This window comes from Streptomyces sp. NBC_01092 (genome assembly GCF_045039535.1).
GTDB lineage: Bacteria > Actinomycetota > Actinomycetes > Streptomycetales > Streptomycetaceae > Streptomyces.
Window position 1 is genome coordinate 3,776,092 of record NZ_CP108659.1, and the last position, 20,403, is coordinate 3,796,494.

Annotated in this window: 17 protein-coding genes; 9 read left to right on the forward strand and 8 right to left on the reverse strand. The window is 69.3% G+C overall.

Going from position 1 to position 20,403, the window contains the following annotated elements; genetic code table 11:
• Positions 1-243 precede the first annotated feature (243 nt).
• The 3 genes from OG254_RS16915 to OG254_RS16925 form a co-directional block, all read right to left on the reverse strand.
• The gene (locus OG254_RS16915) at positions 244-4,203 is read right to left on the reverse strand and encodes a ribonuclease E/G (RefSeq protein WP_405582586.1); all 3,960 of its coding nucleotides are present in this window, start codon (positions 4,201-4,203) and stop codon (positions 244-246) included.
• Between the two features lie 262 nt (positions 4,204-4,465).
• Positions 4,466-5,230: a TIGR03936 family radical SAM-associated protein gene (locus OG254_RS16920; RefSeq protein WP_405582589.1), complete on the reverse strand. Its 765-nt coding sequence runs from the start codon at positions 5,228-5,230 to the stop codon at positions 4,466-4,468.
• A 48-nt stretch (positions 5,231-5,278) separates the two neighbouring features.
• Positions 5,279-6,397: a hypothetical protein gene (locus OG254_RS16925; protein WP_405582592.1), complete on the reverse strand. Its 1,119-nt coding sequence runs from the start codon at positions 6,395-6,397 to the stop codon at positions 5,279-5,281.
• Between the two features lie 750 nt (positions 6,398-7,147).
• Between OG254_RS16925 and OG254_RS16930 the strand changes: the two genes are divergently transcribed.
• A complete protein-coding gene (locus tag OG254_RS16930) occupies positions 7,148-8,044 on the forward strand; it encodes a hypothetical protein (RefSeq protein ID WP_405582595.1) in 897 nt (298 codons plus the stop codon).
• A 31-nt stretch (positions 8,045-8,075) separates the two neighbouring features.
• Here the strand turns inward: OG254_RS16930 and OG254_RS16935 are convergent, their stop codons facing one another.
• Positions 8,076-9,530: a Yip1 family protein gene (locus tag OG254_RS16935; RefSeq protein WP_405582598.1), complete on the reverse strand. Its 1,455-nt coding sequence runs from the start codon at positions 9,528-9,530 to the stop codon at positions 8,076-8,078.
• A gap of 183 nt (positions 9,531-9,713) precedes the next feature.
• Here OG254_RS16935 and OG254_RS16940 point away from each other — a divergent pair, with 183 nt between their 5' ends.
• The gene (locus OG254_RS16940) at positions 9,714-10,559 is read left to right on the forward strand and encodes an enoyl-CoA hydratase/isomerase family protein (RefSeq protein WP_405582601.1); all 846 of its coding nucleotides are present in this window, start codon (positions 9,714-9,716) and stop codon (positions 10,557-10,559) included.
• A gap of 17 nt (positions 10,560-10,576) precedes the next feature.
• On the opposite strand, the gene OG254_RS16945 is transcribed toward OG254_RS16940, so the two are convergent.
• A complete protein-coding gene (locus OG254_RS16945; protein WP_405582603.1) occupies positions 10,577-11,941 on the reverse strand; it encodes a glutamate decarboxylase in 1,365 nt (454 codons plus the stop codon).
• Between the two features lie 239 nt (positions 11,942-12,180).
• Between OG254_RS16945 and OG254_RS16950 the strand changes: the two genes are divergently transcribed.
• From OG254_RS16950 to OG254_RS16970, 5 genes are all read left to right on the forward strand, one after another.
• The gene (locus OG254_RS16950; RefSeq protein ID WP_405582605.1) at positions 12,181-12,624 is read left to right on the forward strand and encodes a VOC family protein; all 444 of its coding nucleotides are present in this window, start codon (positions 12,181-12,183) and stop codon (positions 12,622-12,624) included.
• Between the two features lie 211 nt (positions 12,625-12,835).
• Positions 12,836-13,261, forward strand: a complete 426-nt coding sequence (locus OG254_RS16955) for a WXG100 family type VII secretion target (RefSeq protein WP_405582607.1) — start codon at positions 12,836-12,838, stop codon at positions 13,259-13,261.
• A 72-nt stretch (positions 13,262-13,333) separates the two neighbouring features.
• Positions 13,334-14,950, forward strand: coding sequence for a WXG100 family type VII secretion target (locus tag OG254_RS16960; RefSeq protein ID WP_405582609.1), 1,617 nt, complete (start codon positions 13,334-13,336; stop codon positions 14,948-14,950).
• A gap of 17 nt (positions 14,951-14,967) precedes the next feature.
• On the forward strand, positions 14,968-15,408 hold the full coding sequence (locus tag OG254_RS16965; RefSeq protein WP_405582611.1) for a protease inhibitor I42 family protein: 441 nt from the start codon (positions 14,968-14,970) through the stop codon (positions 15,406-15,408).
• A 17-nt stretch (positions 15,409-15,425) separates the two neighbouring features.
• Positions 15,426-15,815, forward strand: a complete 390-nt coding sequence (locus OG254_RS16970; protein WP_405582613.1) for a hypothetical protein — start codon at positions 15,426-15,428, stop codon at positions 15,813-15,815.
• A gap of 296 nt (positions 15,816-16,111) precedes the next feature.
• Here OG254_RS16970 and OG254_RS16975 read toward each other — a convergent pair whose 3' ends face one another.
• Positions 16,112-16,528 carry a hypothetical protein gene (locus OG254_RS16975; protein WP_405582615.1) on the reverse strand — a complete coding sequence of 139 codons (417 nt, stop codon included), beginning with the start codon at positions 16,526-16,528 and terminating at the stop codon, positions 16,112-16,114.
• An 87-nt stretch (positions 16,529-16,615) separates the two neighbouring features.
• Between OG254_RS16975 and OG254_RS16980 the strand changes: the two genes are divergently transcribed.
• The gene (locus tag OG254_RS16980; RefSeq protein ID WP_405582617.1) at positions 16,616-16,891 is read left to right on the forward strand and encodes a DUF1330 domain-containing protein; all 276 of its coding nucleotides are present in this window, start codon (positions 16,616-16,618) and stop codon (positions 16,889-16,891) included.
• A 25-nt stretch (positions 16,892-16,916) separates the two neighbouring features.
• Here the strand turns inward: OG254_RS16980 and OG254_RS16985 are convergent, their stop codons facing one another.
• Positions 16,917-18,035: a fatty acid desaturase family protein gene (locus OG254_RS16985; protein WP_405582619.1), complete on the reverse strand. Its 1,119-nt coding sequence runs from the start codon at positions 18,033-18,035 to the stop codon at positions 16,917-16,919.
• A gap of 7 nt (positions 18,036-18,042) precedes the next feature.
• Complete coding sequence (locus OG254_RS16990) at positions 18,043-19,098, reverse strand: ferredoxin reductase (RefSeq protein WP_405582621.1); 1,056 nt, start codon at positions 19,096-19,098, stop codon at positions 18,043-18,045.
• An 87-nt stretch (positions 19,099-19,185) separates the two neighbouring features.
• Here OG254_RS16990 and OG254_RS16995 point away from each other — a divergent pair, with 87 nt between their 5' ends.
• Positions 19,186-20,325, forward strand: a complete 1,140-nt coding sequence (locus OG254_RS16995; RefSeq protein WP_405582623.1) for a PucR family transcriptional regulator — start codon at positions 19,186-19,188, stop codon at positions 20,323-20,325.
• Positions 20,326-20,403: the final 78 nt, after the last annotated feature.

Sequence of the window (20,403 nt, forward strand, 5' to 3'; positions counted from 1 at the left end):
CCGCAGTCCAGCCACCCGACAGACGGACGGCCTCTCCGGGACACCGTGTGCTCCGGAGGATGAGGTTTACGGGGATGTGGCGTGCCTATATCTACGGACACGCCGACGGTCAAGGTTACGGGGCGGTGGCCGAGGGGGTCAAACCGGGCCGGGCCCAAACGGAGTGCGGCCGGTCACAGGGACCGGCCGCACCTCGCTGGTTGGTGAGCTCACTGGTGGGTGAGCATCACTCGTCGGTGAGCGTCACTCGTCGGTGGCGGCGGAGACCGTGGTCTTCTTCGCCGTCGACTTGGCCGCGGCCGTCTTGGCGGTCTTCGCCGCCTTCTTGACCGTCGCCTTCTTTGCGGCCGTCTTCTTGGCCGCGGTCTTCTTGGTGGCGGCCTTCTTCGCCGTGGCCTTCTTGGCCGTCTTACGGGCCGTCTTCTTGGCCGGAGCCGCCTCCTCGGCGCCCTCCTCCTCGGCCGGGGCCTGCGCCTCGGCCGCCGGGACGACCAGGACGGCCGCCTCGTCGGACGCGGTCGGCGCGGTGGCCTTGCGCACGGCACGGCGCCGCGGACGGGCCGGAGCGGCGCTCTCGGCAACCGCCTCTGCGGGAGCCTCGACAGCCTCCTCGGCCTCGACCGGAGCCTCCGCCGGGCTCTCGCCGACCGTCACCACGGCGGCCTCGGCCCCCGCCGGCGACCCTGCGGGCGCGGACACCTTGCGGGTGGCGCGACGGCGCGTACGGCCCTTGGGCGCAGCCTCCTCGGCAGCAGGGGCCTCGGTCTGTACGACCGCGTCCTCCACAGCCGCCGGCTCGGCCTTCGCCTGCGCGGCCGGCTCCGGCTGCACCGGACGCTCGACCTCCTCGGCGACGGTCACGTCCTGAGCGGTCCCAGCCGCCTCCGCCTTGCGCGGCGCACCCGCCGGAGCCGACACCCGCCGGCCCCCACGGCGCCGCGAACGACCACCGCGTACGGCGGCCTCCGCCTCGGCGACGCTGCTGTACAGCTCCTCGTCCGGCGCGTAGGCGGGCTCGGCGAGCGCGGCCGGCTCGGCGACCTCGGCAGCGACCTCTGCCTCGGTCTCCGCCTCCTCCTCGGCCGTCTCGACGGCGACGGACGCCTCGTGCACGTGCTCAGGACCGGCACCGGCACGCGCACGCTTCTTGCGCTTGCCACCGCCGCCGCCACCGACGGCCGTCGGCTGCTCCATGTGCACGATGACACCGCGGCCGTTGCAGTGGACGCAGGTCTCGGAGAAGGACTCCAGCAGGCCCTGACCGACCCGCTTGCGGGTCATCTGCACGAGCCCCAGCGAGGTCACTTCCGCGACCTGGTGCTTCGTACGGTCCCGGCCCAGGCACTCCAGCAGGCGCCGCAGCACCAGGTCCCGGTTGGACTCCAGCACCATGTCGATGAAGTCGATGACGATGATGCCGCCGAGGTCGCGCAGCCGCAGCTGACGGACGATCTCCTCGGCCGCCTCCAGGTTGTTCCTGGTGACGGTCTCTTCCAGGTTGCCGCCCTGGCCGGTGAACTTGCCGGTGTTGACGTCGACGACGACCATCGCCTCGGTCCGGTCGATCACCAGCGAACCGCCGCTGGGCAGCCAGACCTTGCGGTCCAGCGCCTTGGCGAGCTGCTCGTCGATCCGGTACGTGGCGAAGACGTCGACCTCGGACGTCCACTTCTGGAGCCGCTCGGCCAGATCGGGCGCGACGTGCGAGACGTACCCGTGGACGGTCTGCCAGGCCTCGTCACCGCTGACGACGACCTTGGAGAAGTCCTCGTTGAAGATGTCCCGGACGACCCGGACGGTCATGTCCGGCTCGCCGTACAGCAGCGTCGGCGCGTTGCCGTTCTTGGCCTTCTTCTGGATGTCCTCCCACTGCGACTGCAGCCGCTCGACGTCCCGGCGCAGCTCGTCCTCGCTCGCGCCCTCGGCGGCGGTGCGCACGATGACGCCCGCGTCCTCGGGGACGATCTTCTTGAGGATGGTCTTCAGCCGCGCCCGCTCGGTGTCGGGCAGCTTGCGGCTGATGCCGGTCATGGAGCCCTCGGGGACGTACACGAGGTAGCGGCCCGGCAGGGAGACCTGGCTGGTCAGACGCGCGCCCTTGTGGCCGATCGGGTCCTTGGTGACCTGCACGAGGACGGACTGGCCGGACTTCAGGGCGGCCTCGATGCGCCGCGGCCCGTTGGCCATGCCGAGCGCCTCGAAGTTGACCTCACCGGCGTACAGGACGGCGTTGCGCCCCTTGCCGATGTCGATGAAGGCGGCCTCCATCGACGGCAGCACGTTCTGGACCTTGCCCAGGTAGACGTTGCCGACGTACGAGGTCGACTGCTCCTTGTTGACGTAGTGCTCGACGAGCACGTTGTCCTCGAGGACACCGATCTGCGTACGGTCGCCGTGCTGGCGGACCACCATCACGCGCTCGACAGCCTCACGGCGGGCCAGGAACTCGGCCTCGGTGATGATCGGCACGCGGCGGCGGCCCTGCTCGCGGCCTTCCCGGCGGCGCTGCTTCTTGGCCTCCAGACGCGTGGAGCCCTTGATGGACTGCACCTCGTCGGACGGCTCGGCACCCTTTTCCCGCAGGGGACGGGGCTCGCGGACCTTGACGACGGTGCGCTCGGGGTCGCCCTCGCCGGGCTCGGAGTCGACGCCGGAGTCACCGGCGCGACGACGGCGGCGGCGACGGCGACGGCTGCTGGAGCTGGAACCGCCGTCCTCGCCCCGGGCGTCGTCCTCGTCTTCTTCCTCCTGCTCGGCGGTGTCCTCGGCGTCCTGCTCGGCCTGCGCGGCGGCGGCATCCTCGCCCTCGTCACCGCCCTCGGAGTCGGAGTCGGCGGACTCGCCGCGACGACGACGCCGGCCACCACGCCGACGGCGCCGACGCGAACCGGTCTCCTCGGTCTCGTCACCCTCGGCGGCGTCCTCGGCCTCCGCCTCTTCGGCTTCCTCGGTCTCGTCCTCGGCGGCGGTCTCGACGCTCTGGGTCTCGGTCTCCTCGGCGTAGCCGCCACGGCGGCGGCGACGGCGCCTGGACGCGCCGGCCTGCTCCTCCGGGAACTCCTCGACGTCCTCGGTCTCCGCCTCCGCGGCGGCCTCGGCGGCAGCGCGCTGGGGCGTCTGGAACTGCGGCTCGGTGAACACGGGCGCCTGGAACACGGCCACGGCGGGCCGAGCGGGGCGCGGAGCCTCGTCGGACTCGGAGGCGGCGGACTGAGCCGGCGCCGCGAACCCGGTGGCGGCCCGCTGGACGACACGGCGACGGCGGCGCGGGGCGGCCTTCTCGTCGACGGGAGCCTCGGCAGCGGGGGCCTCGGTCTCGGTACCGGACGTCACGGGCGCCTCGTCAGCGGCGACCTCGGAAGCCTCGTCGGCACCGGTCGGCGCGGTCACACGCCGCGTGGCACGCCGACGCGCACGACGCGGGGCGGCCTCGGCGGTCTCCTCGGCGTCGGCGGTCTCCTCGGCACTCACGGGTGCCTCGGCGCTCTCCTCGGCCACCTCGGAGGCAGCGGCCTCGTCGGCAGCGGAGGGCGCGGTCACACGCCGCGTGGCGCGCCGACGCGTACGACGCGGGGCGGCCTCGGCGGTCTCCTCGGCGTCCTCGGCCGGGGCGGCAGGCACTTCAGCGGCCGTATCGGCGACCGCAGTCTCAGCGGCCTCCGTCGGCGCGGGAGCACCGGCGGGCGCCGACGCCCGGCGCACCGAACGGCGACGCGTACGAGACGGCGCCGTCTCCTCGGCCTCCACGGCACTCTCGGTCGCAGGCGCCTGCTCGGCGACGGATGCGGCGGCGGTCACCGGCACCACGGTCTCGGCGGCCTCGGCAGCCGCCGGCGATCCGGTCGGCGCGGACGCGCGACGCACCGCGCGCCGACGCGTACGACCGGCAGGGGCGGCCTGTGCCGTCTCCTCCGCCTCTTCGGTCTCCTGGGTCTCTTCGGTGTCGGCGGCCTCAGAAGTCGCCTCGGCCACGACGGCCTCGATGGCGTCCTCGGGCTTCTCGGCCTCTTCGGTCAGTGCCGCGACATCGGCGGCATCGGCGACCGGTATGGCCGGCTCGACGACCTCTGCGGGCTGCGTCTCGTTGGCGGCCGTGGGCGGTCCCGCCGGGCGGGACGCGGCACGACGCCGACGGCGCGGCGGCAGGGTGTCGCTAGGAGTGTTCAGTTCGGAACCCTCGGTGGGTTCGGTCGGTTCGAGCATGCGGGCGTTTCTCCCGTCAGGCTCCCGGGCGCCGCGCCTGGTCCGGCGGCATGCCGGTGACGTCCGCGGCTCGCGCGGTGCGCGACTGCCGCCGTCCGGGGCGCGGGCGCCGCACGGGAGCTCTCTGTGTCCTGTCTCACCGGTTCCGTACGCCGAATGCGTACGGCCTGGCGAAAGTCTTGTGGTCGGTGCGCTGCCCGACCCAGGTGGCTCCCGAGTACGAGGGCGGCGCTTCGACGTACGTCCCTACGCGGAACCTTCCTTACGCCGGCGCCGTCGCGGCGGCAGCGGGCTCGGCCTCGGTTGGGGCCGTCGCTGCCTCGCGGTCGGGCGCGAGCGGGTCGGTCACCGTGCCTGTCTCTTCATCGAAAAGCCCCTGCGCCAGCCTGGTCACCGCTGCGGGGACCGGCGGCGCCAGGTCGGCCACGGCGCGGAGACCGGACAGGACGTCGTCGGGTCGTACGGCAGGCGTCACGTGCCGAACAACCAGCCGCAGTATCGCACAGGGCTGGTCGGTCGGCCTATCAGCCGTTTCACTCTGTGTTTCAAGTTGTACGACAGCGGGGCGGGCGTCAAAGGTACGGACGCCGTTCTTGGTCATCCGCTGGACCTCGACCGCCTCCGCGGCGTTGAACGCCGCCACGGCCCGCTCGGCCTCGGCCGGCTCCACGCCGTCCAGCCGCAGCTCCCACACGGAAGCGGTGAGCCGGTCGGCGAGCCCCGAGATCCGGGCCTCGACCGCGTCGACGATGTCGAGGCCGGTGGGCATCGACTCGTCGAGGAGAACCCGCAGCTTCTCGGGATCCCGCGCCACGGTGAGCGCGATCTCCAGATACTCCGCCTCACTGCCCGTGCCGGTGGGTGCGGCATTGGCGTACGACACCTTCGGATGCGGCGTGAACCCCGCCGAGTACGCCATCGGCACCTCGGCACGGCGCAGCGCACGCTCGAAGGCGCGCTGGAAGTCACGGTGGCTGGTGAACCGGAGGCGGCCGCGCTTGGTGTAGCGCAGTCGGATGCGCTGCACCGCGGGTGCGGGCGGCGGGCCTTCGGGCTGTCGCTTGCCCAGTGTCGTTCAGTCCTTCGTGAGAGCGGTCGTACTGCTACCAAGAGTACGTGTCTCGCGGCCGCGAGGTTCCCGCCCTGGCACCGCTTCACGCTCCCGAGGCTCCCCGAACAGCATCCGCCGGAAGTCGGCGCGCGCCTGTCGCACGGACTCTTTGGCGGAGGCGATGGCCTGCCGGGTGGTCCGGCCCACGCTGCGCGCGGCCTCGGCGACGGGCCGCAGCACCGTGTCCCGGACGACGTGCCCGATGGGCGTGAGCACGGTCCGGTAGGCCCACCGCATCGGCTCGACGAAGATCCACCGGACCAGGGTCGCGAGGAACCGCCCGACGGCAAGCGAGATCCGGCCTGCGATCCGCCAGGCGTGCCCGAGCGCGTCCCGGATCTCCCGGCCGACGACGGCGAGCGCCCGGCCGACGGGGGCGAGGATCCACCGGTACAGGGCCAGCGCGGGCAGCACCAACAGCACGCGCGCGGTCCAGTACAGGGCGATACCAATGCCGGTGGCGACGGTGCTCACGAGCCACACGACGCCCTTCGCGCACCAGGCGACGGCATGGCCGACCGGCGTGAGGATCCACTCGTACACCCACAGGGCAGGGACGACGAGGAGGTACCGCGCCAGCCACGCCACCGCGCCGAACACGCCGAGCCCGACGGCGGCGAGCACCGCGCCGAGCCCCCTGAGGACCCACATCACGGCGTGCCCGAGAGGAGTGAGCACGCGCGCGTACAGCCACGTCAGCCCGGCCCCGATGCCCCGCGCCACCCACGCGCACGCTTGCCCGACGGGAGTCAGGACGTACCGGTAGAGCCACACCAGGGGTATGACGACGAGCACGTTCCCCAGCCAGGCGAGCCCCTTGGCCACGGGCACGACGACGTACCGCCACAGCGCCACGAACGGCCACACGAACACCGCCCGGCCGAGCCACAGCAGCGCCCGGCCCACCGGCCGGAACACCGTGTCGTTCAGGAACCGCCCGCCGACGACGAGCGCGTCCCACACCATCCGCACCGGCACGACCAGCACGAGCACCACGATCCGTACGGGCACCCGGATCGCGACGGCAAGGCATCCCTCCGGCGCCGGGTGCTGCTGCCTGGGCGGTGGCTTCTCAAGGTCCATATCCCTGTAGACGCCCGAGCCACCTGTCCGGATCCCGCTGTACCCCACAACCATCTACCGCCAACCATGTACGGACCCCTGAGAACAACCCTCGGGAACAACACCCCGCCCGAGGCCGGACGTTCGCATTGCGGGATGCGCGGAGCGGGTTAACAGTGGATTCACAGGCCCCGGTCGGCCCACAGTTGATGCGGTACAACGCCCAGCGCATCTGGAACCCTCATGGCCAGAACCACTCGGCGGTACGCCTTCCACAGGGTCCACGTATCCCTCCTGACCGCGGCGCTCGCGGTGCCGGCCGGTGTGACGGGTGCGGTGGCAGCGCAGCAGACGCACCCGACGAACAGTGCGAACAGGCCCTACGCAACCGCTCAGACGACACCGCCCCCTCAGCCCACGCCGTCAGCGACGCCGTCCGCCCCGACGACGGCTCCCCCTTCCACGCCATCGACCCCTCCGTCGACGACCGCGCCGGACGATTCCACTCCGACCGATACGACGGGTTCGAGCGACACGTCGCCCACTGATCGGACGTCAGGTCCGACCACCGGCGGCGAGGAGGGGACCGAGCCCCCGCCGGAGCAGAAGCAGGCGGTTGAAGAGGTGACGGCAGCTCTGAACGCGAGGCGGGAGGACGTACCCGAGGAGCTCACGTCGTCCGTCGACTCCCTGACCTCCGTGCTCCGTGCGACTGAAGACCCGGACACGGCACCCCAGGACAGGGAGGCGATCACTGACAGCGCGCAGGACGTGGCCTCGACGCTGGGAGTCATCAGCGACGACGGCACACCCGGCAAGGTGCGGGAGCAGTTGACCGGGCTCGTGAAGCAGGTGACGGCCACGCTGAAGGCGGGGCAGGAGCCGGATGTGCAGCCCGAGGACCGGTCCAGGGTCTTCCTGGTGGTGCAGCGGACGACTCCCGCTTTGAAGATGGTCGGCGATCCCGAAACGCCCCCGAAGTTGCGGGGGCTGGCGAAAACGCTCATCAACAACGTGAGCAATGGGGCGGAGCAGAACCACGGCAGTGGAGAGGAAGGCCTCGCAACGCTGTGGGCGAGCTCGGGGGTGGAACCCCTTGCCGACGCGGACATACCGAAGGGGCTGCGGGAAGACGTCGGGGAGGAGTCGACGCGGGTCAGCCAGCACATCAGGCGGGCCAGTGACCCCGAGTCCTCGCCGGAGGAGCGGGACGAAGCCCGGCGGGAGATGAGGGAGGGGACGGCCCGTATGAGGGATGCGCAGGAGGAGGCCGCCGCGGCTCGGGATCGGCCGGACACCTCACTCGGGAAGGCCGCCGAGGTGTGCACCAACGCCATATTCGGAGCCGTCCAGGAACGAAAACTCTCGAAAGGACTGAAGGATGTGACTCCCCAAAGCTGGGACAGCGCGGGAGTCAAGGACTTCTGGAAGGCCAGCGCCGAGGGAAACGCCATGCTCGACGTCCGCGCCCAGTTGCAGAACGACGAGCACACCCACGCCCCCTTCGAGGTCGCGCGGCTCATCACCAACCTCGCCGACGTCGTGCCGGAGAAGGATCTGACCGTAACCCTCGCGGGAAAGCCGGCAGCCCACTGCAAGCAAACCGCTGTGTATCTGGATCGGCAGGGCATCACGGCGGGGGACTGGCTCTCGACCCCGGACTGGTGACCGGGGACCGGTGGGGCGGCAAAGACCGCCGTCACAGACCGGCGGATCTCAGCAGTTCCGCGACGGGCACCTCCGCATCGGCCCGAACGCTCGCAGCTCCGTATCTGTCCAACTCCCGCCTCACTTCCAGCAGAGAAATTTTCGTGTCCCAGTGGCGAATTGACGAGATAGAAGAAGTAGGAACTCCCCCCGGCAGCCAGGTCGCTGTCACAAAGCGTGGCTTGCGCGTCACGTTGATGAGGTTGTTGTTGTGCCGGACCCGCCCGCTGTAAATGAGCTGCTGCCCGCACTCCTCCGCTGGACAGTAGAATCTGCCCTCGCTTTCACGCCACGTATAGTGCGGAGTCTTGAACTCGTCCACATCCAGCTTTCCTCGATCCTTCCTCATATAGGAAACCTGCATGCTGACGGAAACAGTGCCGTAAGGCGCGTCTTTGGGAATTTGAAAAACGCGCTCAACGGAAAACTCCTGCCCGACCTCGAGCCACTTGCCGGGGCCGTAGACTTGGCTGCTACTGATAATGGTTCTCCTGAGATCACCGGCGTAGAACTCGACGTCCCCCAGATTCCCCTGCCTTCCCGCGGTCTCCCGCCATTCCCTCAACATGTCCTCCACGCCGGGCAATTCGGCATATTTGGCATCTCTGCCGCGGACCGTGTAGATGTCGTTGGTGACATAGACGGGAATCCCGCCGGTGTTCTTCATGTAGAGCGACAACGGGACATGAACAAAGGGCAGCCCACGATCCGCGCGCGCCGCCCCGAACTTCGCCTTCAAGGAAAGGTGCATCGGAGCAGCGGTGGGCTGGTACATGGTCGAGTACGCCAGGCTGACACCGGTCAGGAGTGCGGTGGCGACCACTCCGGCCGCGAACCTCTTGGGCCGCGGGACCCCTTTCCAGCAGTCCTCCCGCACGAGCACGACGAGCGCCCAGAGAGACCAGCACCAAAGCGGCAGGAAGATCAGCAGATACGGCGTGTACTCCGCCTCTTCGAGCCACATGACGAGAAGGAGACTGTCCGTGCCCAGCGCGATGAGCACCCCGAGCAGGACAACCGCGCCGGAGATCCTGACCTGCCGTCTCCCCCAGTAGTCGAACGCCGCCACCGCGGCCACGCCCTGCACGAGGCCCGACAGCACGAAGAGAACCCCGGTCATCCGTTGCGCGAAAGTGAGCGCCCCGGTGGCGTCCGGCCAGCCGACCATCGCGCTGAGCACCATGGAAGCCAGCAGGCCGGCCGTCATCAGCGCGAAGGTCGCGCATCTTCGCCACCGACGGTCCGGCCAGGTGCCGCTGCCACCTCCGCGCCAGTAAATGAATGCCGTGTCGTCCAGATCGATGTCGTCCGGGAAATCGAGCCGTCGGAGTATTCGGCGCAGATCACCCGACGACCAGGCACTGCCCACCGTCCGACCGCCCATGGTCACCCGGCGAAGACCACGCCTGTCCGGCGCCTCGACGACGACCCAAGGGCGGATGCTCATGGCACCAGGCTCAGACGTCCCCCATCCCTGCGCACGCGGGGCTCCCCCGTTCGGCAGACCCAAATCTCCTGACGAGATGCGCACCCCGCATTCCCCATAGAGTGGAATGAATGGAGTGAGTGGAGTGAGTGGAGTAACCGGATCGGCCCCGAACGGCAAAGTATTCGTCGCCAAGGAGTGATCATGAGCTTCGCCTACGCGTCGATCCACACCCGGCAGGAAGACGGCGTCCTGTTAGCCACCCTCGCCGCCGGCCCCCTCAATCTCATCGGCGTCGACCTCGTCAGGGACCTGGTCTCGCTCGTCGACACGCTGTACCGCGACCCCGGTGACGTGCGAGTCGCCGTCATCGAAAGTGCCTCGGCCGAATACTTCTCGGCGCATGTGGACCTTACGGCGATCCCGCAGTACACCGCTGAAGCCGCGAAGGCCGGAGGACCCGGAGACGCCTCCCTCGGCATGTTCCTGTACAAGCTGGCGCACGTCCCGGTGATCACCATCGCCAAGGTGCGCGGCAGGGCCCGCGGCGGCGGCAACGAGCTCGCCCTGGCCTGCGACATGATCTTCGCGGCCCGCGAGAACGCGGTTTTCGGGCAGTTCGAGTCGGGCACCGGCGCCCTGCCCGGCGCCGGCGGAGTACAGCATCTGGCCCGACGGCTCGGCAGAACCCGCGCCATCGAAGCCATCACCAGCGCCGACGACTTCGACGCCGACCTCGCCGAACGCTACGGCTGGATCAACCGCGCCCTGCCCGACGCCGAACTGGACGCCTTCGTCGACCGTCTGGCCAAACGCATCGCCGGCTTCCCGCCCGCCGGAGTCAAGGCCGCCAAGCGCGCCGTCAACGACCTCACGCTGCCGGACCCGGCACACGTCCGCTCCGACGCGGCCAGGTTCGTCGGCCTGGTCGCCCTGCCCGAAACCCGCGAACGCCTGGACGACCTGGCGAGCCGCGGCCTCCAGACCCCCGGCGACGTCGAACGCGACCTCGGCAGGGCCGTGGCGGAGTACAGCGCCAAGGACCGCTGAAGCGCCCCGCTCGGCCCTCAGTAGCCGGTGCCGTGCTTGACCTTGGCCCGCTCCTTGCCGTGGGTCGCACCCTTGTCGTCCAGAGTGCGACACGCGTCGATGATGTCCTGGGTCAGGCGATCGATCTGCTCACGGCTCAGAGTCTCCTTGACCAGTGCACGCATGATCTTCACCCGCTCCGCGTTGGGCGGAAGCGTGTACGCCGGCACCATCCAGCCGCGCTCGGCCGAGAGTTGCCAGGCGACATCGGACTCGTCGTAGGCGTGGTCGCCGGCGAGACGGAAAGCGACCAGCGGCAGCTGCTCGAGGTCACTCCCGATCACTTCGAAACGGCCGCTGCTCCGCAGGTTGTCCCCCAACGTACGGGCGTTCTCCTGCATCGTCCTCATGACATAGGTGTAGCCCTGGCGACCGAGCCGGACGAAGTTGTAGTACTGCGCGAGCACCATCGAAGCGCCGGTGGAGAAGTTCAGCGTGAAGGTCGAGTCGGTCTTGCCCAAGTAGTTCTCGTAGAACACGAGGTGCTCCGGCAGGTCGGATTCCTCGCGAAAGACCAGCCAGCCGATGCCGGGGTAGACCAGGCCGTACTTGTGTCCCGAGACATTGATCGAACGCACCTGCTCAAGCTGGAAATCCCATTTCGAGTCCGGGTACAGGAACGGCCACACGAATGCGCCGCTGGCACCGTCCACGTGGATCGGGATGTCGAGGTCCCGCTCCTTGCGGACGTCCCGCAGCAGCTTGTCGATCCCGACGACATCGTCCTTGTGGCCGGTGAACGTGGTACCGAGGACGGCCACGACGCCGATCGTGTTCTCGTCGAGGTGGGGCTCCACGTCCTCGGGTCCGATCGTGTACTTGCCCTCGGCAAGCGGCACGATCCGCGGCTCGACGTCGAAGTAGCGGCAGAACTTCTCCCACACCACGTGGACGTCTCCGCCGAAGACCAGGTTGGGGCGGTCGACCGGCAGATGGGCCGCCTCGCGGCGCTGCCGCCACTTCCACTTCAGCGACAGCGCCCCGAGCATGATGGCCTCGGACGACCCCTGGGTCCGGCATCCGACTGTCCTGCCCGGAGCGTTGAACAGATCGGCGAGCATGCGCACGCAACGCTGCTCGATCTCCGCGGAAATCGGGTACTCCGCGTGGTCGATGAAATTCCGATGGAGATTCTCGGCGATGATCCGTTGCGCCTCCGGCTCCATCCACGTGGTCACAAACGTGGCGAGGTTGCGCTGCGGATCGCCCTCCATGGCGAGTTCCACGTCCAACAGCCTCATTGCGTCCGTCGCAGTCATGCCTTCCTCGGGAAAAGTCTCCGAAGGGGCGGGCATGGTCAGGAATCGATTACCGAACAGAGCCGCGTCACCACGCCTAGTCATATGACAATTCAACCAGCGGCGTGGTCGGTCCCACCGAGGGACACGCCGAAGCGCGTCCCGAGGCGCCTTCGCCGGGACGGGCGCGCAACGGGCAAGGGTCCCGGCCGGGCAAAAGCACGCATAGGCACAGCGCGTGTATCGACCGATGAGTTCCGCCGACTGGGCCGGTCTACCAGGACGCACGCCATCGAGCCACCCATGGGAGACCCACCATGACCCATCCCGCACACCCCGGCCGCATGCTGTTCGTGAACATCCCCGTTGCGGACCTCGAGCTCAGCAAAGCGTTCTTCACCAAGCTCGGGTTCAGCTTCAACCCGAAGTTCACCGACGAGACCGCCGCCTGCATGCTGGTCGGCGAGCACGCCTTCGTCATGCTGCTCAGCCGCGAGAAGTTCGCAGAGTTCGCGAAACTGCCGATGGCCGATCCCACCACTCACACGCTGGCGCTGTACTGCTTCAGCGTGTCGTCCCGCGATGAGGTCGATACGGTCAGCGCCGCCGCGCTCGCGGCGGGCGGCTCCAAGGCAGATGACGCGGAGGACTACGGCTTCATGTACTCACGCAGCTTCTTCGACCTCGACGGCCACGGCTGGCAGGTCATGTGGATGGACCCGGCGGCGGCGGAGCAGGGCCCCGAGGCGTTCGCGGCCTCCGAGCAGGACGCCGACACCCCAGCCTGACCCACCGCGTTCGGCAGGAATTCCACCACGCCGAGAGCCCCCTCCCAGACGGGAGGGGGCTCAAAGGCCACACGGCCTCGCATATCTGCGGACACTCACAGCAATATTCTCGACGCCCTGAGAGCTTTCGAAGGGCGGTCAGCGTCGTTGTGTTCATGCCACCGACCCCTGCTACATTGCGCCCTCAAGATCAGATAAACGGGGGCCGGACATGACCGTGCAAGGGCACGCCGGGGGCTATCAAGTCCAGACGAGCGCGATGAACAGCGAGGCGCAGACACTCGACACGGCGGGTGCCGACGTCGGTGCCATCGCCAGGGCGGTCAAGGACACCGCCTGCTACCCCTCGGACGTCCTCGGCGGCTCCGACGCGGGCCCCGCGTACAACAACTTCGCCGGTGACTGGCAGGCAGAGGCCAAGGTCCTGGAGAGCGCCCTGCACGAGCTGGCCGACAAGGTGCGGGTGTCCAAGGCGAACTACCAGGGCGCCGAGCACGCCTCCATCCGGGGCATGAGCGCGGCGGGCGGCGAGAGCGTGACGACGATGCCCGCGCCCGCGGGGAATGTTCCCGCGCCTGGCTACCGCACCATGCCCGCGCCCGGCACGCCGCCGCGCGGCCTGTCCGACTTCGGCTGAGCGTCCTACGTCCTACGAACCGCGTACGAGTCCGCACTCCTGCCCTCACCACGACAGAAGGCCGCACCCGTCATGTCCGACGCAGGCGAATCCACCACCGACCGCCGCCAGAAGCTCGCCGAGCACCACGACTCCATCTCCTCGGCCGACAGCAAGAACGGTCTCATCGGGGCCATCAACAACGCCCTGGGCGTCTCGGCGCCGGTAGGTGACCCCGGGGTCATCGAAGGTCTCGCCAAGACCTACCGCAAACAGATCGACGACGTCGCCGACGTGCACCGGCGGGTGCAGAAGGTCGCGGGCGAGGGCCTGCCCGACGCCTGGGTGGGCAGCACCGGGGCGCGGGCGTCCGAGGTGGTGATGGCGGCGGCGCGCTCCGCCGAGCAGATGGAGCAGGCGTTCAGCGGCGCGGCCGGCGCCCTGTACCGCTTGGCCGACGCGCTGACCAACGCCAAGGCCCAGGACAAGGGTGGCCGCGAGCAGTTGCGCGAGGCGCTCGGCATGCTCGGCGGTGAGGACGGCTTCTTCGACGACATGGTGGAGAAGGACGCCGAGGAGGCGGAGCGGATGCGGGCCCGCAGCATCGCGGCCGCGGGCGCCAAAACGATGCACACCGCCGCGGAGGTCGCCGACGACGCGGCGCGGTCCGCGGCGCGCGACCTCAACAAGCTGGCGTCCGAGGCCCGGGCGGGCCAGATGCAGACCGACAACATCTCCGCCGCCGACCGCCTCGTGCTCGCCGACATCGCGGGCCCCGGCGGCCCGGCGGAGATGAACGAGCTGCTGACCGCGAACGACCTGGAGCGCTCGGGCCGCGCGATGGAGCGCCTCGACGCCCGCGAGGAGGCCGAGTTCGAGCGGATGCTCGCCGAGGCGAAGACCCCGCAGGAACGGGCCTACCTCGTGAAGGCACTGGCCGCCGGGTACGACGTCAAGGAGGTCGGCGAGTTCCGCGACAAGATCCATGGCAAGGACCCGGCCTGGCTGCAGCGGCACTTGACGCCCGTCACCACGGCCGGGGACAGCATGAACGACGAGGGGGTCAACACCAGCGGCCCCAAGGAGGGTGCCAACAAGAACACGGACCAGCAGACGTTCAACGGCGAGAGGTGGTCGCAGGAAGGCAACACCTGCGTGCCGTCGACCGTCGTCACCGGGCGTGCCATGGTCGATCCGGTGTACGCCCTCGAACTCACCGGCGGCCCGTCCGGGCAGGAGGACGACCCTGGCGCCTTCCGGGAGCGGCTGCGCGACGAGCAGGTGCGGATGCACGACGAGGGCGACGGCAACGACGCGTACGACTTCCCCTTCGGCTCGACGCCCGACGGCATGGACAACGACGGCAAGACCGAGATCTCCAACAAGGAGATCAGCCCGCACACGGGCGGCGAGTACGAGTTCCAGGAGGTCAGGAGCGCGGACGACCGCCGGGACGCGCTCCCCGACATCCAGCGGGCCGTCGCCGAGGGCAGACCGGTGCCGATCGGCGTCGAGGGCAAGGACGGGAACGGCGACCGGGTCGGCCACTCCATGATGATCGTCGGTCAGGAGGGCGACATGCTGCAGGTCTACAACCCCTGGGGAACGACCACATGGGTCAGCGAGGACGACTTCGTCAACGGCAACATGGACAAGGCCTCCGACAAGGACTTGCCCGACGCCTACGGCGTCCACCTGCCCGCCCAGTGAACGGAAGGCCGATCCCCGTGAAGTCCAGCCACCGCCTGTCCGCCGCCCTGGCCTTGCCGCTGACGGCCGTAATGCTGTCCGGGTGCGGCCTCTTCGGCCCCGAGACGTTCGAGGCCGACGAGCGGTCCATCGAAGTGGACGCGGGCGACACGTTCGAGCTGACGCTCCCGGCCAACCCCTCGATGGGCCAGGACTGGAGCATCGTGCGCCCCGGTCCCGACCTTGCCACGGTGCGCCAGGAGGGCGGCCGGGAGGAGGACTTCGAGGGCGACAGCGGTCTCGACGGGGGTGGTGACGGTACGCAGACCTTCACCTTCCAGGGCGTTGCCGCGGGCACCACGAAGATCAAAATGAGCTACTGCGTGCTGGGCGAATGCCCCGACGGCGACGACCGCACCGCGACGGGCAACCCCGGCAACGACCCGGCGTACTTCATCTACACGGTCACCGTGCGATGACCGGACCGGAGGTACCGATGAACCCCAGCAAGACCGACGAAGAGTCGGCCCAGGCCGACGTCGCCATGTTCCTGCGCTACGGCATCGGCGCCCCGGGCCCGCGTCGCAGCGCCCTGTTCGGCGACGGAGCCGTGGGCGCCGCGGTCACGCTCGACCGCCTCGGCGTCCAGCCCCGCTCGGTGGCGTTCCTCGGCAGGACCGTCCGCAGCGGTGGCACCGGCTACACCGCCCGGCTGCCGGAGCTGCTGCCCGAGCCGGCGGCCTCGGACCTGATGCGCGGCTGGCTGGACGCGGCCGCGTCGGTGGCCCGGCCCGTGGAGGGCGACGAGGTCGTGGCCCGCTGGCTGGAGTCAGTCGCCGAACTCATCGGGCTACGCCGCACGACCCGGGAGCGCGCCACCCGCTGAACTCAGCCCTCGCGGCCCCGTGGGGGCTGCGTCCACATCGGTTGTCGGACTCGCCCCGACTATCGCTCCTGTGCCGGCGGGCGGCCGCCGCCCCGCAACAGACCGCTCGGCGACGCCCTACCGGACGCGGCGCTGTCGTCTCCTTAGGACTGCTACCACTGGTGCCTCGACCATTAGGCGCGGCCCGATTTGTACGGCCGTATCCATCTGCGGGCTGTGGCCAAAAACAACGGTGCTTCGGAGTGCCGCTACGTTCGCCACAGCGGGCTGCTTCAGCCTCCACGGACCTGTTCTGTTCAGTAGCTGGCAGTGCGGTCGAAGCTTGTGATGTTGAGTCTGATGCCCTTCACGCCCTTGAGTGTCGTCGGGTACTCGCCCTGGGCAGTCTGGCCGGGCTGCACATCGGTCTCCAGTTGCGAACCGTTCGCCAGGCGAGTACCGCCGGCGTCTACCGCCTCCCACTCCCATGAGTAGTCCGACTTCTCACTGCTGCTGTTCTTGATCGTCCATACGAGCCAGATATTGGTGATGCCGGCTTCCGAGCGGTCGTCCAGCTTGAAACTGATGAGGTCGGCTCGTTCCCCTCGGGGTTCCTGTGGCTGCTGCGACGCCCTCGGGGTGATGGTTGTACTGGGCGCAGGCGTGGTGCTCTCATCGCCATCCCCGGGCGCTACCACCAGGACGACTACGACGATGACAACCACCGCGGCCACAGCCCCGGTGCAGCCCCAGAGACAGCCACGACCCCGCCGTTTCTTCTGTGGCGGCCCGGCAGGAGGCGCCCATGATCCTGCAGGCTGATGGGAACTGTCCGGGCGGGACCCCCATTGCGGACCACCCTCCTGCGTTCCGCCCACCGATGGGTCGCTCGCCGGCATACGTGCCTCCTCCGCAGCGCATACCGCAACGCCAGGAAGGCAGGAGACGCACAGCGAGCCGGGAACGGCCACTCAATCGAGTTCGACAGCTTCGAGCAGGCCGTCGCGGCGCACGAGAGTGCGGCCTACCAGGAGGCGCTGGTCGCCCTCTCCAACGGCGTCGAGCGCGACTTCCGCATCGTCGAAGGCATCGACTGACCGAGGTCCAGACCAATACCGGGAATCAGACGGCGACGAGCTCCTGCTCGCGGTCCGGCGTCTTGACCTTGGGCTTCTTGTTCGGCAGCGAGAGCCGGAAGACCTTGTGCCACGCGGAGAACACCTGCTTGGGCAGCGGCCCGGTGACGTACTCCAGCTCGTACTTTTCGAACAGCGCGCGCACCTTCACCGCGACCTCGGCGTAGCGGTTGCTCGGCAGGTCCGGGAACAGGTGGTGCTCGATCTGGTGCGACAGGTTGCCGGTCATGAAGTGCATGGCCCTGCTGCCGCTGATGTTCGCCGAGCCCATCATCTGGCGCAGGTACCACTGGCCGCGCGTCTCGCCCTTGATCGACCGGCGCTCGAAGACCTGCACGCCCTCGGGGAAGTGCCCGCACATGATCACCGAGTGGGTCCAGATGTTGCGGACCAGGTTGGCGGTGAACGTGGCGGCGAGCGTGGTGAGGAACGACGGGCCCGACAGTAGCGGGTGGATCACGTAGTCCTTGAGCACCTGCTTGCGGATCTTGCGGCCCACGGCCTTGGCCCGCGCGCGGAACTCCGGGTTCTTGCGGCGGCGCTTGTGCAGGTTCTTGCCGAGCTCCAGGTCGTACGCCGCGATGCCGTACTCGAAGAAGCAGGCGTTGAGGAAGTTCCACAGCGGCTGGCCGAGGTGGAACGGGTGCCACTTCTGGTCCTCGTCGACGCGCATGATGCCGTAGCCGAGGTCGTTGTCCTTGCCGATCACGTTGGTGTACGTGTGGTGCAGCTCGTTGTGCGAGTGCTTCCACTGATCGGACGGCGAGACGTGATCCCACTCCCACGTGGTGGAGTGGATCTTCGGGTCCCGCATCCAGTCCCACTGGCCGTGCAGGACGTTGTGGCCGATCTCCATGTTGTCCATGATCTTCGCCACGGACAGACCGGCGGTGCCGATCAGCCACGCGGGCGGGAAGAACGAGAACAGCAGCACGCCCCTGCTGACCAGCTCGAGCTTGCGCTGCGCCGAGATGACCTTGCGGATGTAGGCGGCGTCCTTCTCGCCGCGTCCGGCGATCACCTCGTCGCGGATCGCGTCCAGCTCGCGGCCAAGCTCCTCGATCTGCTCCGCGGTCAGGTGGGCGGTGGGGTCGATGGCGGTCAAGGTGCTCCTACCGTTCGATGTCGCAGGGGCCCGCCGCGGCGGACACGCAGGTCTGGATGAGGACGCCCGGCTCGGCTTCGGTGATCTCGCCGGTGCGCAGGTCGCGGACAGCGCCCGCCTTGAGCGGCGTGATGCAGCCGAAGCAGATGCCCATGCGGCACCCGGAGGGCATGAGCACGCCGGCCTCCTCTCCGATGTCCAGCAACGGCGTGGCGCCGTCCGCGTCGACCCTCTTGCCGGTGGCGCTGAACGTGACCTCGCCGCCGTCGCCGGCGACGACGATGCTGGGGCGGAAGCGTTCGGTGTGCAGGCGCTCTTGTACGCCGTGCTCGGTCCAGTGCACTTCGGCGGCGTCGAGCAGACCCGCGGGCCCGCAGGCCCAGGTCTCGCGCTCGGCCCAGTCGGGCACGAGTGCGTCGAGACGGGCGATGTCGAGCATGCCGTCTGTGTCGGTGTGCACCTCGGTGAGCCGCAGGTTCTTGTCCGCGACCAGGTCGTGCAGTTCGTTGCGGAAGATCACGTCTCGCGGCTGTGGCGCGCAGTGGACCATGACGACGTCGTCGAACTCGGTGTCGCGCAGCATGCCCATCACGGGCGTGATGCCGCTGCCGGCCGTCAGGTAGAGCACCTTGGCAGGCTTGGCCTGCGGCAGCACGAAGTCACCGGTCGCCTGGTCGAGCTGGATCAGCGTGCCCGGTTTCGCCCTGCGGACCAGGTGGTTGCTGACCTTGCCGTCCGGGATCGCCTTCACGGTGATCGTGAAGCGGCCGTCCTGGCGGTTTGTCGGCGAGGTGAGGGAGTAGGCACGCCACAGGCGCACCCCGTCGACGTCGACCCCGATCCGCACGTACTGACCGGCCGTGTGGCCGCGCCAGCCCCGTCCCGGCCTGATCACGACAGTCGCGGCGTCACCCGTCTCGGGATGCACGGCCTCGATGCGCCCACGCAGGTCAGCGCCCGCACGCAGCGGGCTGACCAGGTCGAGGTAGTCCGACGGCAGCAGCGGCGTCGTGACCATCTCCAGCAGTTTCCACGCCCTGCCGCGGAGGGCTGTACTCGTCATGGCCCCAGCTTGCTGCGCCTCAAGGCGTAAAATCTTGACCGCAGGACGTAAATCTGGTCGACTGAATTGTTCGCAGGGAATAGAAACGTGAGCCATGCAATCCGGAGGGCCAGCGAACTGGCCCTGGATGAGACGACGGTCACCGCACTTCGGGCCGCGCTGAAGAGCACCGCCGACGAGGTCGTCCAGGCGATCATCGACGAGGTCCCTCCCTACGCCAACGCTCTTTCGGGCCACATGGGCGCCACCATCCGCCGCGCCGTCCGCACCGCCCTGGGGCACTACCTGGACCTCGCGAGCGGGAACGCCACGGGCGGCGACGCCGGTGACGCGGCCTACGAGCTGGGCCGCGGCGAGGTACGCGACGGCCGTTCGATGGACGCCCTGCTCAGCGCCTACCGTGTCGGCGCCCGCGTGGCCTGGCGATGCCTGGCAGCGGGTGCCGTACCCGCAGGTCTGCCCGCCGCCGAGGTCGCCAAGTTCGCCGAGCTGACCTTCGCCTACATCGACGAGCTCTCCGCCGCGAGCGCCGCGGGCCACGCCGACGAACTGGCCGCCCGGGGCAGGGACCACGAGCGCCACCTGGAACACCTGGCCCGCGACCTCCTCGCCGGCGCGAGCCCGGACGTGCTGCTGGCCTCTGCTCAACGGGCCGGGTGGCAGCCTCCGGTTTCACTGACCGCGGTCCTGCTGCCCGCCGCCCAGGCCCGGCCTGCCTACCGCGCGCTCGACCCGAGCACCCTCGTCCTCGACGATCTGCCGGACGCCACCGGTGTGCTGCTCGTCCCCGATGCCGACCGATCACATCTCTTGCGACAGCTGACCGACCGCACCGCCGTGGTCGGCCCGGCCCGGCCATGGACTCGCGCGTCCGCCTCGTACGCACGAGCCGTACGCGCGCGCTCCCTCTCCTCCGATATTCGCGACACCGAGGACCACCTGCCCGAGCTGGTGCTGAGCGCCGACGTGGACGCGTTCGCAGACCTGCGCGCCCGAGCCCTCGCACCGTTGCGGACCTTGCCTGTCGCGACCGCACGGCGGCTGGAGGAGACGTTGCGGGCGTGGCTGCTGCACCAGGGCAGGCGGGACGAGGTGGCGGCGGCGTTGTTCGTCCATCCCCAGACAGTCCGGTACCGGATGTCGCAGCTGCGGGAGCTGTTTCCGGATCTCGCATCGCCACACCGGGTCCTTGAACTGACGCTGGCGGTCGGTCTTCGGGTCAGCTGACGCGTACTTCGACCGTCCAGGCCCGCGTCCGCGAGCGGTCCAGGATTCGCGCCTCGTTGGCGGTGCCATCAGCTGGCT

Coding starts and splice junctions, on each gene's coding strand:
- OG254_RS16915 (WP_405582586.1), bottom strand. CDS start 4,203: ATGCTCGAACCGACCGAACCCACCGAGGGTTCCGAACTGAACACTCCT.
- OG254_RS16925 (WP_405582592.1), bottom strand. CDS start 6,397: ATGGACCTTGAGAAGCCACCGCCCAGGCAGCAGCACCCGGCGCCGGAG.
- OG254_RS16935 (WP_405582598.1), bottom strand. CDS start 9,530: ATGAGCATCCGCCCTTGGGTCGTCGTCGAGGCGCCGGACAGGCGTGGT.
- OG254_RS16940 (WP_405582601.1), top strand. CDS start 9,714: ATGAGCTTCGCCTACGCGTCGATCCACACCCGGCAGGAAGACGGCGTC.
- OG254_RS16945 (WP_405582603.1), bottom strand. CDS start 11,941: ATGACTAGGCGTGGTGACGCGGCTCTGTTCGGTAATCGATTCCTGACC.
- OG254_RS16950 (WP_405582605.1), top strand. CDS start 12,181: ATGCTGTTCGTGAACATCCCCGTTGCGGACCTCGAGCTCAGCAAAGCG.
- OG254_RS16955 (WP_405582607.1), top strand. CDS start 12,836: ATGACCGTGCAAGGGCACGCCGGGGGCTATCAAGTCCAGACGAGCGCG.
- OG254_RS16960 (WP_405582609.1), top strand. CDS start 13,334: ATGTCCGACGCAGGCGAATCCACCACCGACCGCCGCCAGAAGCTCGCC.
- OG254_RS16970 (WP_405582613.1), top strand. CDS start 15,426: ATGAACCCCAGCAAGACCGACGAAGAGTCGGCCCAGGCCGACGTCGCC.
- OG254_RS16980 (WP_405582617.1), top strand. CDS start 16,616: ATGGGAACTGTCCGGGCGGGACCCCCATTGCGGACCACCCTCCTGCGT.
- OG254_RS16990 (WP_405582621.1), bottom strand. CDS start 19,098: ATGACGAGTACAGCCCTCCGCGGCAGGGCGTGGAAACTGCTGGAGATG.